We start from the raw sequence: 14,081 nt of genomic DNA on the forward strand, positions 1-14,081 counted from the left end.
TGCAATCCCGAAATGCACTATGCTAAGGCCGCCCATAACAATGGGTACTTAATAACATATATTTATTCTCAGGGCGGGGCGAAATTCCCCACCGGCGGTATATCTTTAACAAGATGAGCCCGCGAGCGCTCGATTCGTCGAGGTCAGCAGATCTGGTGAGATGCCAGAGCCGACGGTTATAGTCCGGATGAGAGAGAATTGATGCACACCAGATGTTTCATTGCGAAACGCTGGTGCATTTTGCGTTGTCTTCTATCCCATATTGCCCTGATTCTGGTAAACAATAAGGAAACACCATGAATCAGACATCTTTACTTGCCGAATTTGGCACTCCTATCGACCGCGTCAACGCGGCTCTTGATGCTCTAAAGCGCGGACAAGGCGTTTTATTACTTGATGATGAAAACAGAGAAAATGAAGGTGACTTAATTTACTCTGCTGAACATCTCACACCCCAGCAAATGGCACTAATGATTCGAGAATGCAGCGGGATTGTCTGCCTGTGCTTAACGGATGACAAAGCCACTCAACTCGATTTACCGCCTATGGTTAGCCGTAACGACAGTGCGAATCAGACGGCATTCACAGTTTCAATTGAAGCCAAAAAAGGCGTTACCACCGGCGTCTCAGCCGATGACCGCGTCACCACTATCCAGACCGCTATTGCGCCAGATGCAAAGCCGCAGAATTTGGCGCGCCCTGGGCATGTATTTCCCTTACGTGCACGCTCTGGTGGCGTTCTAAGTCGCCGCGGCCACAGAAGGAACGGTCGACTTAATGACTCTAGCGGGCTTAGCTCCTTCTGGCGTTCTATGTGAAGTAACAAACCCTGATGGCACCATGGCTCGCGCTCCACAGATTGTTGAGTTCGCACGAGAGCATGAGATGCCGGTATTAACGATCGAAGACATCGTCGCCTATCGACTACAAAACACCAGCGCTTTAGCCAGCTGATCGTAAGGAGTAACGCCTATGTTTACAGGAATTGTCTCCTCCATCGCGACGATCCAACGGATTGACGATCGCGGAGGAATTCGAACCTTTGAGCTTGAGTTTGTCGATGACTTTTGTAAGGACTTAACCATCGGAGCAAGTGTAGCCGTTGACGGTGTCTGCTTAACGGTCACAGACCAAATCAGTGACACCCGAGCGTCTTTTGATGTTGTCCTACCGAGCATTCAGATCACGACTCTTGGTCGCGAGCAGGTCGGCTCACTCGTCAATGTGGAACGGGCTGCCAAAGACGGCGCCGAGATTGGTGGTCATCCTTTGTCCGGGCATATCGATGCGCAAGCTCCGGTTGTCTTAATCGAAGCAATAGACAGCAATTATCGTCTGCGTTTTGGGCTCCCTGAAAGCTTGAGCTCTTATGTGTTTGCAAAAGGATACATCGCCATCAATGGTGCCAGCTTGACCGTTTCCGCTGTTGATCATCAAGCTCAGTGGTTTGAAGTCTGGCTTATTCCCGAGACCCGACGACAGACAACGTTGGGTGCCAAGTTGGTTGGCGACCGAGTTAACATTGAAATTGACCGTGGGACTCAAGTGGTTGTCGATACCATCAAAGCATCTGTCGCTGAGACCTTGGGGCCTTTACTGCCCCAATTTGAGCAGTTTCTCGCTGCACAAGGCAGTAGTCTCAATGCTCTGACTCATACAACAGCACATCCTCTGCAACGCTCTTAAGCTTTGTGCCGCGCCATCGCTTAGCAACGGCGCGGTATTATTACTGGTTTATCAACAGTCCTGCCCTGCTCTTTTAAGTTACACACTCACATCCACCTCACTCTCTAGCAGTAGATCAGAACCGGCAAGAAAAGGCGCAACATTGGAGGTTAGAGACAATCTATTTAGACAAAGGTGAAGTCTAGAAATTAAACACTATGATACAGATCACTTATGAATATTGAGCTTTCTATAATAATTAACTTTCGATATTAATCTAAATTCATATAACACCAAGGAGGGATTCAAATGAAAAGGGGAATCCTAGTCGCCGCTTGCCTTGCCAGCCTAAGCGCGTGCAGCAGCTCAAACCAACTGACCGTTTTTGACGGACTAACCTACACCGCCAAAAACGAAGGAGGGATTAACGACCCGATACGTTTCTATCCTCTGCAAACCACTCAAATAAGCCTCGATGGCCAGCTCACTTATCAGATTGGAGATTTATGCTATTCAGACAGAAATCGTTCACCAATGACTTCGAACTGTTTTAACCACTCATCGAGGAACAACCCTGTTAACGCAACCGTTATCAAGCATGAATATAAATCGGATAGAAAAGGGCCAATCGCAATTTCAGCTCTTTCCTTTAACCTAAATCAAGCCCTTACAGACGCTACTTTTAATTTGGCTACCTGTAACGAAAAAGAGTGCCAAAATGCGCTCACTTCGAGTAGTAAGAGTATAAATAAAGCCGCCAATACTCTTCAGGCAGAATTGAATAGAACAAACGTAAGGGTCTACAACTGGAGTGATACTATCAAGCATTCCGCCGACAGCGGTTCGGAAAGCCTAAAAGCCTCAGGAGAATCCGCCACTCAGGGGATCACTATCGTTAATGGTTACAGCATCAACGAACTCAAGATCTCATGTATCAACAGCAAAGCGATTACTGCAAGCAAATCGGATCATTTGAAAGTCGTCACTAAAACAATTGCCGCTGATTCTATTTCTTTCATCAACACCCAATCAAAAATATCAGAACTTGCCGCGACGTTGGATGCCAAAGAAATTGCGCAAGATTTAAAAGGGTTTTCGAAAGAGTTGCTCGCTTTAGAACTTTCATTAAAGTCCGCCAGTACAATTTCTAGCATGGGAATGCTACATAAAACAGGTACTGTCGTAGGTCCAGCAAACAACTCCAAAGCTTCGACTTACCTTGCAGTGCTAACCGATCTGGAAGATTTAAGGGAACATTTTCCAGAGTGCGAATAATGATACCAGTGATCTGTCAGTTCTAAATTGACAGATCACTCCCCAATCGATGACATGTAAGCCTCATAATCTTGACCATGAGTAAGATAAATTTGTTTTAGTTCACCAGACTGGATAAGTTGTGGCATATGGGTATCAAACATCTCAATGAGTGTGTTTGATGACTCAGTGTTAGAAAATACGACGTAAAGTTTCTCCCCTTTCTTGGCAACTTCAGTAACAAACGCGTCAGTCGCTAACAATTCTGAACTAGCCATGCTTGATGGATAATCTATTAGAGCGCTCACTCTGCCCTTTTTTAGAAGTTTCATCCCTTGCTCGGCGCTGTCTACCTCTACCAATTCAAGCGGAATATCTTTAAGGAAGCCCTTCTCAAAACCGTAACCCCGAACCCAAGCGACTTTCTTATTTACCAATGATGAAAGCTGCTGCTCTTCCCAATCAAGCGAGCCTCGAGCAAACACAACAATTACATCTTCTTCCACACTAAGGTGCCATTGTGGATATAGAAACGCATCCGCGTTTGGATAAAAGTAATCGCCCAAATAAGCGCTGGCTTCCTGTTTTCGGACAAGATGCTTGGCTCGTTTCCATGGCAATACTTCTAGGGTAAGGGGAACATTCAAAGGTTGGAAAACGGCTTTAACAATCTCCCAGTAAAGGCCTGTGCCGTCGCTATTGGTGTATCCTAGCCATTCCTGACTAACTATTTTAATTCGTTTACTATCACTGGCGTAGGAAACTGAAGTAACCATCAGTAGTACCACACTAACAAGCCAAGGCTTCAACCTCATTCGCAGACCTTACCTTTATCAATCCTTCTAAATAGAGTCTAGTCCAGCATATATAACAGAGGCTTGCGAATTTGGCTCACTCGCGTGCAGCAAGGCCTTTGCTGAATGCCTCTAATAAAAAGTCGATAAAGACCTTTTTACGCTTCGGCATGAGTTGCCTATCTGCGTAGACCAAACTCACAAGCACTTCTGGCATTTGATACTCAGGAAGCAGTTGAATAAGTCGCCCGCTGGCAAAGTGCTCCCGGCAAATGAATTCAGGTAATACTGCGATGCCAAGCCCGTCCAGACAGGCTTTCAGACAGGCGGTAATGGTGTTGACTCGTAATCGGTGTGGCAGGTCAATTTGCAATGAGTCTCCGTCTTCCGGAATCAGATGCCACTTAGGCAACCTCACCGCGCGGTTAAATACCTCAACCATTTGATGCGGTGGAATTAAGTCACGATGAGACTCAATTCCTCCATACTCCTCAAGATATTCTGGGCTGGCAACCAATACACGCTGTGATTTTGTCAGTGGACGAGAAACCAAAGCAGAGTCTTCTAATTCACCAATTTGCGCGTACAAATCAATGCCTTCAGCGATGATGTCCACTTCTCGATTCGACAGTTCGAGGTTAATGGTGACACTGGGGTATTCTTTGAGAAAAGCGTTGATGTATGAGCCCATGATTTGATGACCCAGCTCAACCGGTAACACCACATTTAATGGTCCGCGAATCAAATCCTGATTGGCAGACACTTCGAGCTCAGCCTGATTCATAATCTCCAGCATTTGCAGGCTGGATTGATAAAACCGCTCACCTTCCGGTGTTAACACTAAACTTCTCGTTGAACGCGTGATCAAGCGCACACCTAGATGCTTTTCCAGCTCAACTAACTTTCGGCTCACAGTTGACTTGGTCATATTCAGTGCATCCGCTGCATGAGTAAAACTCCCACAATCAACAACTTGTGCGAAAACAGCAATCGCATTCAAATCCATCTCATCACCTCACACCTTCATTAGTTAAATTTTTGCAACAGTGTTTCTCTTTTTTCCTATCTTATCAATCAATTCAAATCATTTACAATTTGTAACATCCAGCGAAGACGAAAACTGAATACGAGAAAAATAATGACGAATACACATACCGAGACTAAGCCAGCAAAATCCAGAAAAGCCCCTCTTATAGCGACAGCCATTATGCTGTCACTAGGATTACTGGGCGGTGGGTACTGGTTTGGATACGGTCAGTACTTCGAATCCACCGACAACGCCTACCTTCAGGGAGAGATCACCACGATTAGCCCTAAAGTGGCTGGCTACATTGAACACTCTTTTGTCAATGACAACCAAAAAGTCAAAAAAGGCGATCTGTTAGTCCAAATTGACGACCGCGACTACCGCACTGCTCTCGAACAAGCGAAAGCACACCTCACCGTCACACAGTCCAGTGTAGAGAATTTAAAAGCACAGCAAACCTTGCAACAAAGCCAAATCCATCAAGCAGAAAGCCGCGTCGATTCAGCAAAAGCGGAATATGATCGCGCTATTCAGCAAGTACAACGTTCACGCAGCCTTCTTAAACGCAACTACGCTTCGCAAGATGAAGTCGACAACATGCTGGCTCAACAAAAAGTCACTCAGGCCGAGCTGGATGAAGCGAAAGCGAGTCTAGTTGCTGCTCACGATCAACTCGCGGTCATCGATAGCGACATTAAACAAGCTCAAGCCTCCATTGTTGAGTCTCAAACAGCCGTCGAGCAAGCCCAGCTCAACCTCGACTACACCAAAATCTATGCGCCGGTAGATGGTATCGTGGGCAAGCGCAGTGTGCGTGAAGGTCTGTTGGTTCAAGCTGGTACACCATTAATGAGCTTGGTGCCGACGAGTGACGTCTGGATAGAAGCTAACTTCAAAGAGACTCAGTTGAGCGGCATTCATCAGGGACAAAAAGTTGAGATCGAGCTGGATGCCTTTCCAGGCCAACCATTAGAAGGCATCGTAGACAGCTTTTCACCTGCCACTGGCGCTAAATTTGCGCTACTGCCTCCAGAGAACGCGACAGGTAACTTCACCAAGATTGTTCAGCGCGTACCAGTTAAAATCACCATCCCCGACCAACAAGCATTGAAAGGCCGATTACTACCGGGGTTATCAGTTGTGGCAACCATTGATACCAGAGGTTAATCCATGTCGGAAGCAACCTTAAACTCACCTGCCCTTCAAGAGAATGAAGTGTCAACACGCCATTGGATCGCTTTATTTGGTGGCTTGATTGGCGCCTTCATGGCCATTCTCGATATTCAGATCACCAACTCGTCGCTGAAAGACATACAAGGTGCGTTGTCTGCGACTCTGGATGAGAGCTCATGGATTTCGACATCCTATTTAGTCGCTGAGATGATTGCTATTCCACTCAGTGGTTGGTTGTCTAGAGCGCTGGGCAAGCGTCGTTACCTGACTTGGACAACAGCAATCTTCACACTGTCATCACTGCTTTGTTCCTTCTCATGGAACATGACCTCGATGATCGTCTTCCGCGCGATGCAAGGGTTTAGTGGCGGTGCATTAATTCCTCTCGCCTTCTCTCTGGTTATTCAGCTACTGCCGATTAACAAACGAGCCGTTGGTATGGCGTTGTTCGGTGTTACCGCTACGTTTGCTCCGTCCATTGGTCCAACGTTTGGTGGCTGGCTGACAGAAAATCTTTCCTGGCATTACATCTTTTATATCAACATTCCACCAGCACTTCTGGTGATTACAATGATTCGCTATGGTTTGGATGACGAGAAGCTAAATCTAAATACCCTCAAAAAAGCCGATTGGTTCGGCATTGCGACTATGGCGTTAGGTTTGGGCTGCCTCGAAGTAGTATTGGAAGAAGGAAACCGTGAAGAGTGGTTCAGTTCCAGTTTTATCATCACGCTAAGCATTATCTCCGCCGTGAGTTTAGTGTACTTCGTTATCAATGAGTTGCAGCATAAGAAACCGTTAGTGAACTTAAGATTGCTGCGTGACGGGCAGTTTGCCATGTCGTGTATTGCTTATCTGATTTTGGGCATGGCCTTGCTAGGTTCAATCTATGTGCTGCCTCTGTACCTAACTCAGATCCAGCAATACAACGCGATGGAGATTGGTGAAGTCCTGATGTGGATGGGCTTTCCTCAGCTCCTGATCTTTCCACTGGTTCCGAAGCTGACTCAAATCATCAAGCCTAAGTACTTAGTCACCTTTGGCTTCGCGATGTTTGGTTTGAGTTGCTATGTTAATACTCACATGACGATAGATTTTGGTGGTCACCAGTTGATTCTGTCGATGATTCTACGTGCTATTGGCAGCCCGTTCATTATGGTGCCGTTATCTCTGGTCGCGATGAAAAACATCAGCAAGCTAGACACTCCAGATGCCTCAACACTGACCAATGTTATGCGTAACCTTGGCGGTGCTTTTAGTATTGCTATCATTGCGACCTTGCTCGACAACAAGACCCGTGAACACCTCGCACATATTAAAGAATCTCTGCCGTCGGTGAGTACATTAGGTTGGGACACGCTGCACCAGCAGCAAGCCTTCTTTATGCAATCTGGAAGTGACGCCGCAACAGCCATGATGCAAGCTGAAGCCAGTTTACTCAGTACCATGCAACGCGACGCCGCGATCATGGCCTACAACGATGTCTTCTTGATGATGACAGCTTTTCTAGCGTTAGCAGCGGTACTCATTCTTAATATGAAGAACTAAATTCATAGCGAAGGTACAAATCTGGGCGCGACGTTACCAAGTCACTTCACGCCCATTTTCCACCACGAAGCCTGAACTTAGAATCGTTGTCATAACCAATACGTTTTTGGGCTCGACAGAAAAACTCTCTGATAAGGCTTTTGCCAACCCCAACTGCAGCGCGCTCACTGACTTTTCTGACCAGACTGATGGTAAGAAAAGGTTGGCAATGATTTGGTACGGCCTCCCCTCTTGTTGCTCCACCAGAACAAAATTAATGGTCATATCTGTAGTAGGCTGCTCAGACAAACTGCCCCAGCGCTCAATAACTTCAACGGTCTCTGCTTTGGAAATCAAATCCGGCGAGATTGTACAATGTGCTATTGGCATATCAGCCCCCTGTTTTTCCCGATTTAAACAGATATAGGGCAAGCAGCGACACTCCAACCTCTAACATGAGATAGAAATGCATTGTACTGTTTGTTTCACCATCGCTTACCAAGCCGATGATTCTCCCTGTCGCCATACTCCCATTGACAAAAATCACGGCCAGCAAGCCTGTACTATGTGTTGACGTTTTTTGTGAAAGTAGGAATAGGACAAGTGCGACACCAACAGACATGCCCCCATAGGTTGCCCGCATATCAACCAGCATGGATGCAGAAGTCGCATATCCACCAGTCGCATGGCTAAGCATACTGTTCGGGGCAATAGCGAACGCCAGACCATAGAAAAAGAATACGGCAGAAGTCAGTAGAATGAGGCCTTTTGACATAGGGAAGATTCCTCTACCTCTAAAACACTAGTTTGGCTTAACCTGAGCGAGCTTGAGATATGAGTGTAGCTCACCGTTTTTGTATTCGATGGCGGAATGGATATTGATGGCTTGGCAGCCTACCACAGCAAATGTGTAGCAGTTATCCGCTTTATAAATTTCCACATGCAAAGTACCGTCGTGCAGTTGCCAATGACCTTGAGTCGGAAATCGGTCAAACAAACGGTACTCTTCTAATGTTCCATCAGCGTGAAAGACAACTTCCGTTATGTAGCCACCTGTGCAGGACTTAATCCAATGCGTCTCTTGAATATCACAAAGAGTGAGCTGCCGTTTTTTATCTAGCCACGCTTCATAGCGGTCACAAGCCTGCACCGTTTCGTCTATATTTTTAAGCTCACGCAGCTCTTCATGGGATTCGCGCCAGAAGAGAGGTAACAATGCCTCAGCTTGGCTCATAGTCCCCCCCTCCTAACTAACAAAGATGATGATTCACTCGTTTGAATTCTTCTATCGCTCGTTTATCTGCCTCAATCGAAACTGAATCTGATTCAAGCTTTTCCCAACTTACGCTCTCTGCTTCCAATGCTTTAATCTCACCTTGCCACTCAGTCACCACGTAATAATGCAGAAGCTGTAACTCAAAGGTGGGATGGTAAAGAGAACACAAGTAATGATACTTATTGGCGGTAAGATCCAATTCTTCTTTTAGCTCACGGCACAGGGCTTGTGGCTGAGTTTCGCCATCTTCTATATGTCCACCGGGAATACAGGTTAAGCCAGGGTCACTCGCTTTATGTATCGATCTCTTTTCCAGAAGTATCTGGTTGTTATCGACTAAAAGAAATGACACACATTCAAAAGGCTGCATTAATTACACTCCCTGTATTTATCATTTTGTGACGTTTAGCTTGCCATTGTTTTGATGTGTTTTTTCACTTTTTTCAATGCCATACGCTGCTTTAATGGAGAAAGATAGTCGATAAACAGATTACCTGCCAAGTGATCGATTTCATGCTGCATGACAATCGCAAGAAAATCATCACTTTCAATCCTCACAGGTTCGCCGTGTCTATCTAGAGCTTCAACGACAACGGATGTGTAACGCTCAACATCAGCATAATAATCCGGGACGGATAAACACCCTTCTTGTCCCATCGCTCGATTCTTACCCTCTACTACTTCTGGATTCACTAATATCAGTGGCTGATCTCGGCTCTCCGACAGGTCAATAATCACGATAGCCTCACGGTGGCCAACTTGAGTTGCCGCCAAACCAATTCCATTACTTGTCGCGTAGAGTGTTTCCAGCATGTCATCGATTAGGGTCTGAACGGATTGAATGTCCGATACTTTTTCAGCTTTTATCTTTAGCTTTGGGTCTGGTGCGGTAAGAATCTTTAAGACAGCCATTAGGTTCCTTATATGAAAATTAAATTGCGTAAATAACCTATCACTTAGGTTATATAAGTCACTGTAAATAATGAATATATACGGAAACGCTCAAAGTTATTAGCTTTGAGCGCTTCTTCTAACAGATTGAGTGACGACAAACCGAGACTTAGAGCGTCATATGCAAAATTGGAAATGGTTTTCCCATATCATCAACAGGCGAGCGCGACTCAACATGGAACCCCATGTGTTTATAAAAGTCGACCGCCATTGGGTTTTGCTCATTCACATCTACTTTGTTTACACCGAGATGTTCAATGGCATATTGCAATAATGCTTTCCCTATTCCCTTGGCTCTCGCGGCGTCTAACACAAATAGCATTTCTACTTTTGCTTCATGAACACCCACAAAGCCGAGAATGTTGCCGGTTTCGTTTTTTATACACTTCAGTGTGACGGCCGGAAAAGCTTGTTCAATGATAATAGGTTTAAAAAACTCAATATCTTCTTCTGTTATGAAGTCATGAGTCGCTCGGACTGAGTTTTCCCAAACATCCAGCATCTCTGCGAAATTTTCAGGAAGCACATTTTCTACATTCATAATGAGTCACTTGATTCGTAAGTTGTATCCATGTGCAGCCGCGAATGCGGATCCTAGCAACCGAAAGGAACAATGTATAGATTGAAGAAAAGAAATGACAGGATGCTAACGATTCGCTTCCAAGTTCAACCCAAGTTCACTTTGCTTACGTTTACTCAAACCTGACGCCACCAATCGATAAGACTCGCGCAAGTAGTACTCTAGTTCTTCATCGAGTTCACCTGACGTTTCTACTTGCTGAATCCATTTCATTCCTCGGTTCGCAAAGTAAGGCGCAGGAATATACCCGCCATGCTCGCTGAGAAAATCAAAATTTAGCGGGGAGGTTTTAAACGTAAAGGCGGGTTTGTCCGATTTGCCCCAACCGCCGACGGCAAATACCTTTCCTCCCACCTTCCAAACATGAGAATCCCCCCATTGCACGATATGGGTAGTCGCGGGAAGCTCAGAACAAAACTGATTAAACTGCTCGTAAGTCATACTTATCTCTTCAGTCACTTATAGATTGAGGTTAACGAGAGCTTAGCGCATCAAGAACAAATCGTGATCGTTGCTCAATGCTACCTTTCGGTACTTCCGTTAAGGTGTAGCCAAACAATTGATACGCTTCGCGCATTTTTTCATAAGTGGCCACGGCTTCAGCAAAGTCTTGCTTCCTTTCCGCATCGTTGGCAAATATCTCTTTCCAAGGAGGGAAAACAAACACCTGTAGGTGATGCCTGAGTTGATTGCAGTGCTGTGTGAGATACTCAGTCAGAGACAAGTCTTCTAATAAGCTGTAACCGTAACTATCAACGATGCTTCGATCGAAAAATACGAACTCTTCCCCAACACCAATTCGACGATACTTGTCTATTTCTGCCGAAACCATGGCGTCACGAAAAGCGGTTTTATCCAACCATGGAAGGGCATTACCACCGCTCTCAACCTGAAGTTGAATCACTCGTCGACCAACTTCATCAGCGGTCTTGTACCCCAGATTTTGCAGATGTTCAATTACCGATGTTTTCCCTGAGCCGGGCCCACCTGTAAATACAATAAAACGTTCCATTGAATTCCTATTAGCTGAAAGGATAAATCTTATTTTATTACGACTTAGCGAAAAACTAATGGTATAGCAATGATGTGATATCAAGAAAGAAATGAAATCTGAGAAGAGCTACCTTGAAGAGTTTAGGCGGGATAATTCTATCCCGCCCAGCAAGAAAAGTTAGTGGACTACGAAGCGCTTACCACCAAGCTTCTACCTGCATACCAACACTGATTTCTGTGTCTTTACCAGTGCCAAAAGCATTATCATTTTCGGCATCATTCAGGTACGTAGCGAATACTCGAATCTCAGGTCGAGACCAAAAACCCGCTTTAGGTACCCAAGCCTGTGCAACAGTAAACTTGCTACCTGCACTGTCTACGTTATTGATCTTTTCTGAGAAACCACCAATTTCCAGGATAGTACGCATTCTATCTGTCCATTTGTATAGCGGACGAATTACCACGCTGAGTGTGGAATCATCCGTTGCAGTACCATCAACATCTGTGGCTGCGGCATAACGGATAGAGTGACCAAATTCAATTTTGTCTCCAACAGAAACAACACCCCAGTTGATCAGGCGGTAACCTTTCGCATCATTGTTTGCAGCATCACGCACCAGACCATTACCATGACCAAATGTCGTCATTTGCTCCGCGTAACCAGAGTTCGCTAACTGAAGGATTGTTTTATTAAAGCCATTATCTAATGATTGTTGAAGGCTTGCCGTAAACATCAGGCTGTTGTCGGCATCCAGTGATTGACCACTACGTTCGTTACCTGCGTGATAATCCAAGCCGACTTCCAGATCTGCATTTTCCCACATTGGGATACCAGCGTATCGAACATCGGCAATAACAGCCGTCGTTTCCTGACCATCATCTAAGTCACCAGCCACAGTATCTTGTAGAAGCGCAACGGACAGCTTACCCGGCCCCATGTTAATGTGTTCAACACCACCACCGATACCGCTGACATCCCAGTAGTAGTTATCTACGATATGAACATCGTGACGCTGGTAGTAACGTTCACCCGCCCAGATAGTGATGTCTTTATCTTCAAATAAACCTGTTGCCTGAACGTTCAGCTGTGCTAACTCAACACTGCGATCTTTGGAATTTTGATCTTGCCCTTCCCAGTATTTAAGCATCGAGTCAACAACAAATGACACATCGTCTTCTGCATACACTTCTTTTTTCAGGCCAAATTCACCATACAGATCATCTTCGTTTCCAAGACGACCGACTTTGTTTACTTCCCACTTGCTGTTAGAACCGCCCTCATTACTCAGCCCGACACCACCACGCATGTAGCCATAAAATTCGACGGGAGAAGTGGCGGCTAATGTACTGGTTGACAGGATGGCAACGGAAAGTGCGCTGGCAATAGGTAATAGTTTCATAATCCTTTCCTTGTAGCGTTAAAGCTCAATTGATTCACTCAAGTTTGTATATTTTATGATTTATGGGAACAATCCCATGGGATCGATCCCATCCTGAAGTGATAATTTAATCAAGGAAAGTAATCAGCACGATTATTGTGATCGGCATAACTATTAGGCTTATTAATAAGTGAGCTAGTTATCGGTTTGACAACCAAGCAAAGCGCTCATAATTTCTTCAAGGAGGCATCAGGAAGATGGAGGAATTTGGAGTGCTAGGCCATTTAAGGCCTTGAATAAGTATACAAAATTAAAATGAGGCGGCCACTTACTGTGACCACTTTTCTTTATGAATCAGCTGGTTGAGTTCTTCTCGCTGAGCCAGCCAAACTCTTCAAGCTCGGGCTTATCATTAAATTTCGACACGTAACCTAGACACAAATAGCCGATAATATCCTTGTCTTCAGGAATACCCAGCACGCTTCTAAGCACGTCATCATGAATAATGCTAACCCAGCCAAGACCGATGTTTTCCGCTCTGGCTGCCAGCCACATATTCTGAATGGCGCAAATCGTACTATAGAGGTCCATTTCAGGCTTAATTGTCCGCCCTATAACCACAGGGCCATTGCGTTCTCTGTCACATGTGACGCATATTCCAAGCGGTGCTTCCAAGATGCCTTCAAGTTTGAAGCTACGATATTGTTCACGTTTCTCTTCGGAGAATTGCTCGGCTGATTCGACCCTAGCCTTCTCATATCCCTGCTTGATCGCCTTCTTGATTTCCTCTTCGGTGACAAGAATGAAGTCCCAAGGCTGCATAAAACCAACACTAGGGGCATGATGCCCAGCGGTAAGAATTCTCAGCAACACATCTTCTGGAATTGCTTTAGAAATGAAATCGCGACGTACATCCCGACGGGAAAAAATCACTTTATAAAGTGCATCTCTTTCTTCTTCATTAATGAACATACGTGCTCTCCCTCAAAAAGTGAGAATTGTATTAGTAATGCTAGAGAACGCCAAGAGACGAGCGCGCTTAATCAGAATTAATTGGAAGGTTCAGGTTATTTCGTCGTCATATGGCAGATCTTCTGGATCTACACCGATGTAGTCAGGTTCAACGTATTCAGGAAGCTGAACCGCACGTATCGAGTTTTGCCCCATGAGTAGAGCCTTACATACTCGATGCATACCATCCATTATCCTTCCCTGATGACACAATATGATTGGATAGGATAAATCCACATAGTTAATTAAAGCAGCATGCTCCAGAACACTTCGGCAAGTCGGTTTCGCCCCACCGAGTTCATACCAAAACTCTTCATCCAGCTCACTGATATCAGAGATAGGCACGTCTATAATGGGAAGCTTTTTAGTAATTTCGATTAACCTAAGAACATCCCACGCCAATAAACCCTGCTCAGATTGGCGAAAATGATATTGTTGGCGCATAAAGATT

Annotated in this window: 16 protein-coding genes, 2 pseudogenes and 1 riboswitch; of the genes and pseudogenes, 5 read left to right on the forward strand and 13 right to left on the reverse strand. The window is 45.2% G+C overall.

Annotation, left to right across the window (positions count from 1 at the left end):
- The first annotated feature begins 60 nt into the window (after window positions 1–60).
- Window positions 61–203: riboswitch (FMN riboswitch) on the forward strand.
- 93 nt (window positions 204–296) lie between these two features.
- From ribB to IX95_RS18375, 3 genes and pseudogenes are all read left to right on the forward strand, one after another.
- Window positions 297–954 (forward strand): annotated as a pseudogene (ribB, locus tag IX95_RS18365) (3,4-dihydroxy-2-butanone-4-phosphate synthase).
- 18 nt (window positions 955–972) lie between these two features.
- Complete coding sequence (locus IX95_RS18370; RefSeq protein WP_038162839.1) at window positions 973–1,686, forward strand: riboflavin synthase; 714 nt, start codon at window positions 973–975, stop codon at window positions 1,684–1,686.
- 288 nt (window positions 1,687–1,974) lie between these two features.
- Entirely contained in the window at window positions 1,975–2,940 is a 966-nt protein-coding gene (locus tag IX95_RS18375) for a hypothetical protein (RefSeq protein WP_038162842.1), read from the forward strand.
- Between the two features lie 35 nt (window positions 2,941–2,975).
- Here the strand turns inward: IX95_RS18375 and IX95_RS18380 are convergent, their stop codons facing one another.
- Together IX95_RS18380 and IX95_RS18385 are read right to left on the reverse strand one after the other, a co-directional pair.
- Window positions 2,976–3,734, reverse strand: coding sequence for a substrate-binding periplasmic protein (locus IX95_RS18380; protein ID WP_038162845.1), 759 nt, complete (start codon window positions 3,732–3,734; stop codon window positions 2,976–2,978).
- Window positions 3,735–3,810: 76 nt separating this feature from the next.
- A complete protein-coding gene (locus IX95_RS18385) occupies window positions 3,811–4,719 on the reverse strand; it encodes a LysR family transcriptional regulator (protein ID WP_038162848.1) in 909 nt (302 codons plus the stop codon).
- Window positions 4,720–4,851: 132 nt separating this feature from the next.
- On the opposite strand from IX95_RS18385, the gene IX95_RS18390 reads away from it, so the two are divergent.
- Both IX95_RS18390 and IX95_RS18395 read left to right on the forward strand, forming a co-directional pair.
- Window positions 4,852–5,907, forward strand: coding sequence for an HlyD family secretion protein (locus IX95_RS18390; protein WP_038162851.1), 1,056 nt, complete (start codon window positions 4,852–4,854; stop codon window positions 5,905–5,907).
- Between the two features lie 3 nt (window positions 5,908–5,910).
- Window positions 5,911–7,461: a DHA2 family efflux MFS transporter permease subunit gene (locus tag IX95_RS18395; RefSeq protein WP_038162854.1), complete on the forward strand. Its 1,551-nt coding sequence runs from the start codon at window positions 5,911–5,913 to the stop codon at window positions 7,459–7,461.
- Between the two features lie 33 nt (window positions 7,462–7,494).
- Here IX95_RS18395 and IX95_RS18400 read toward each other — a convergent pair whose 3' ends face one another.
- From IX95_RS18400 to IX95_RS18450, 11 genes and pseudogenes are all read right to left on the reverse strand, one after another.
- A complete protein-coding gene (locus IX95_RS18400; RefSeq protein ID WP_038162857.1) occupies window positions 7,495–7,830 on the reverse strand; it encodes a hypothetical protein in 336 nt (111 codons plus the stop codon).
- 1 nt (window position 7,831) lies between these two features.
- Window positions 7,832–8,215: a DUF4345 domain-containing protein gene (locus IX95_RS18405; RefSeq protein ID WP_038162860.1), complete on the reverse strand. Its 384-nt coding sequence runs from the start codon at window positions 8,213–8,215 to the stop codon at window positions 7,832–7,834.
- Between the two features lie 27 nt (window positions 8,216–8,242).
- Window positions 8,243–8,674, reverse strand: coding sequence for a hypothetical protein (locus IX95_RS18410; RefSeq protein WP_038162863.1), 432 nt, complete (start codon window positions 8,672–8,674; stop codon window positions 8,243–8,245).
- A 16-nt stretch (window positions 8,675–8,690) separates the two neighbouring features.
- Window positions 8,691–9,086: an NUDIX domain-containing protein gene (locus tag IX95_RS18415; protein WP_038162866.1), complete on the reverse strand. Its 396-nt coding sequence runs from the start codon at window positions 9,084–9,086 to the stop codon at window positions 8,691–8,693.
- A gap of 35 nt (window positions 9,087–9,121) precedes the next feature.
- Entirely contained in the window at window positions 9,122–9,628 is a 507-nt protein-coding gene (def, locus tag IX95_RS18420; protein ID WP_006962566.1) for a peptide deformylase, read from the reverse strand.
- A 148-nt stretch (window positions 9,629–9,776) separates the two neighbouring features.
- On the reverse strand, window positions 9,777–10,208 hold the full coding sequence (locus tag IX95_RS18425) for a GNAT family N-acetyltransferase (RefSeq protein WP_038162869.1): 432 nt from the start codon (window positions 10,206–10,208) through the stop codon (window positions 9,777–9,779).
- A gap of 105 nt (window positions 10,209–10,313) precedes the next feature.
- Complete coding sequence (locus IX95_RS18430) at window positions 10,314–10,688, reverse strand: MmcQ/YjbR family DNA-binding protein (protein WP_038162874.1); 375 nt, start codon at window positions 10,686–10,688, stop codon at window positions 10,314–10,316.
- Window positions 10,689–10,719: 31 nt separating this feature from the next.
- Window positions 10,720–11,259: an AAA family ATPase gene (locus IX95_RS18435; RefSeq protein WP_038162878.1), complete on the reverse strand. Its 540-nt coding sequence runs from the start codon at window positions 11,257–11,259 to the stop codon at window positions 10,720–10,722.
- A 178-nt stretch (window positions 11,260–11,437) separates the two neighbouring features.
- Window positions 11,438–12,640, reverse strand: a complete 1,203-nt coding sequence (gene lamB / locus IX95_RS18440) for a maltoporin LamB (RefSeq protein ID WP_038162880.1) — start codon at window positions 12,638–12,640, stop codon at window positions 11,438–11,440.
- A 307-nt stretch (window positions 12,641–12,947) separates the two neighbouring features.
- Window positions 12,948–13,591, reverse strand: a pseudogene (bluB, locus tag IX95_RS18445) (5,6-dimethylbenzimidazole synthase).
- Between the two features lie 90 nt (window positions 13,592–13,681).
- Window positions 13,682–14,074 (reverse strand): hypothetical protein, encoded by a 393-nt coding sequence (locus tag IX95_RS18450; protein ID WP_038162883.1) that lies wholly within the window; start codon window positions 14,072–14,074, stop codon window positions 13,682–13,684.
- Between the last annotated feature and the right edge of the window lie 7 nt (window positions 14,075–14,081).

The organism is Vibrio sp. B183 (genome assembly GCF_000740665.1).
Classification (GTDB): domain Bacteria; phylum Pseudomonadota; class Gammaproteobacteria; order Enterobacterales; family Vibrionaceae; genus Vibrio; species Vibrio coralliilyticus.

Bases quoted from the DNA above. Each gene is read 5' to 3' on its own strand.
- IX95_RS18370 (WP_038162839.1), top strand. From the start codon at position 973: ATGTTTACAGGAATTGTCTCCTCCATCGCGACGATCCAACGGATTGAC.
- IX95_RS18375 (WP_038162842.1), top strand. From the start codon at position 1,975: ATGAAAAGGGGAATCCTAGTCGCCGCTTGCCTTGCCAGCCTAAGCGCG.
- IX95_RS18380 (WP_038162845.1), bottom strand. From the start codon at position 3,734: ATGAGGTTGAAGCCTTGGCTTGTTAGTGTGGTACTACTGATGGTTACT.
- IX95_RS18385 (WP_038162848.1), bottom strand. From the start codon at position 4,719: ATGGATTTGAATGCGATTGCTGTTTTCGCACAAGTTGTTGATTGTGGG.
- IX95_RS18390 (WP_038162851.1), top strand. From the start codon at position 4,852: ATGACGAATACACATACCGAGACTAAGCCAGCAAAATCCAGAAAAGCC.
- IX95_RS18395 (WP_038162854.1), top strand. From the start codon at position 5,911: ATGTCGGAAGCAACCTTAAACTCACCTGCCCTTCAAGAGAATGAAGTG.
- IX95_RS18400 (WP_038162857.1), bottom strand. From the start codon at position 7,830: ATGCCAATAGCACATTGTACAATCTCGCCGGATTTGATTTCCAAAGCA.
- IX95_RS18405 (WP_038162860.1), bottom strand. From the start codon at position 8,215: ATGTCAAAAGGCCTCATTCTACTGACTTCTGCCGTATTCTTTTTCTAT.
- IX95_RS18410 (WP_038162863.1), bottom strand. From the start codon at position 8,674: ATGAGCCAAGCTGAGGCATTGTTACCTCTCTTCTGGCGCGAATCCCAT.
- IX95_RS18415 (WP_038162866.1), bottom strand. From the start codon at position 9,086: ATGCAGCCTTTTGAATGTGTGTCATTTCTTTTAGTCGATAACAACCAG.
- def (WP_006962566.1), bottom strand. From the start codon at position 9,628: ATGGCTGTCTTAAAGATTCTTACCGCACCAGACCCAAAGCTAAAGATA.
- IX95_RS18425 (WP_038162869.1), bottom strand. From the start codon at position 10,208: ATGAATGTAGAAAATGTGCTTCCTGAAAATTTCGCAGAGATGCTGGAT.
- IX95_RS18430 (WP_038162874.1), bottom strand. From the start codon at position 10,688: ATGACTTACGAGCAGTTTAATCAGTTTTGTTCTGAGCTTCCCGCGACT.
- IX95_RS18435 (WP_038162878.1), bottom strand. From the start codon at position 11,259: ATGGAACGTTTTATTGTATTTACAGGTGGGCCCGGCTCAGGGAAAACA.
- lamB (WP_038162880.1), bottom strand. From the start codon at position 12,640: ATGAAACTATTACCTATTGCCAGCGCACTTTCCGTTGCCATCCTGTCA.
- IX95_RS18450 (WP_038162883.1), bottom strand. From the start codon at position 14,074: ATGCGCCAACAATATCATTTTCGCCAATCTGAGCAGGGTTTATTGGCG.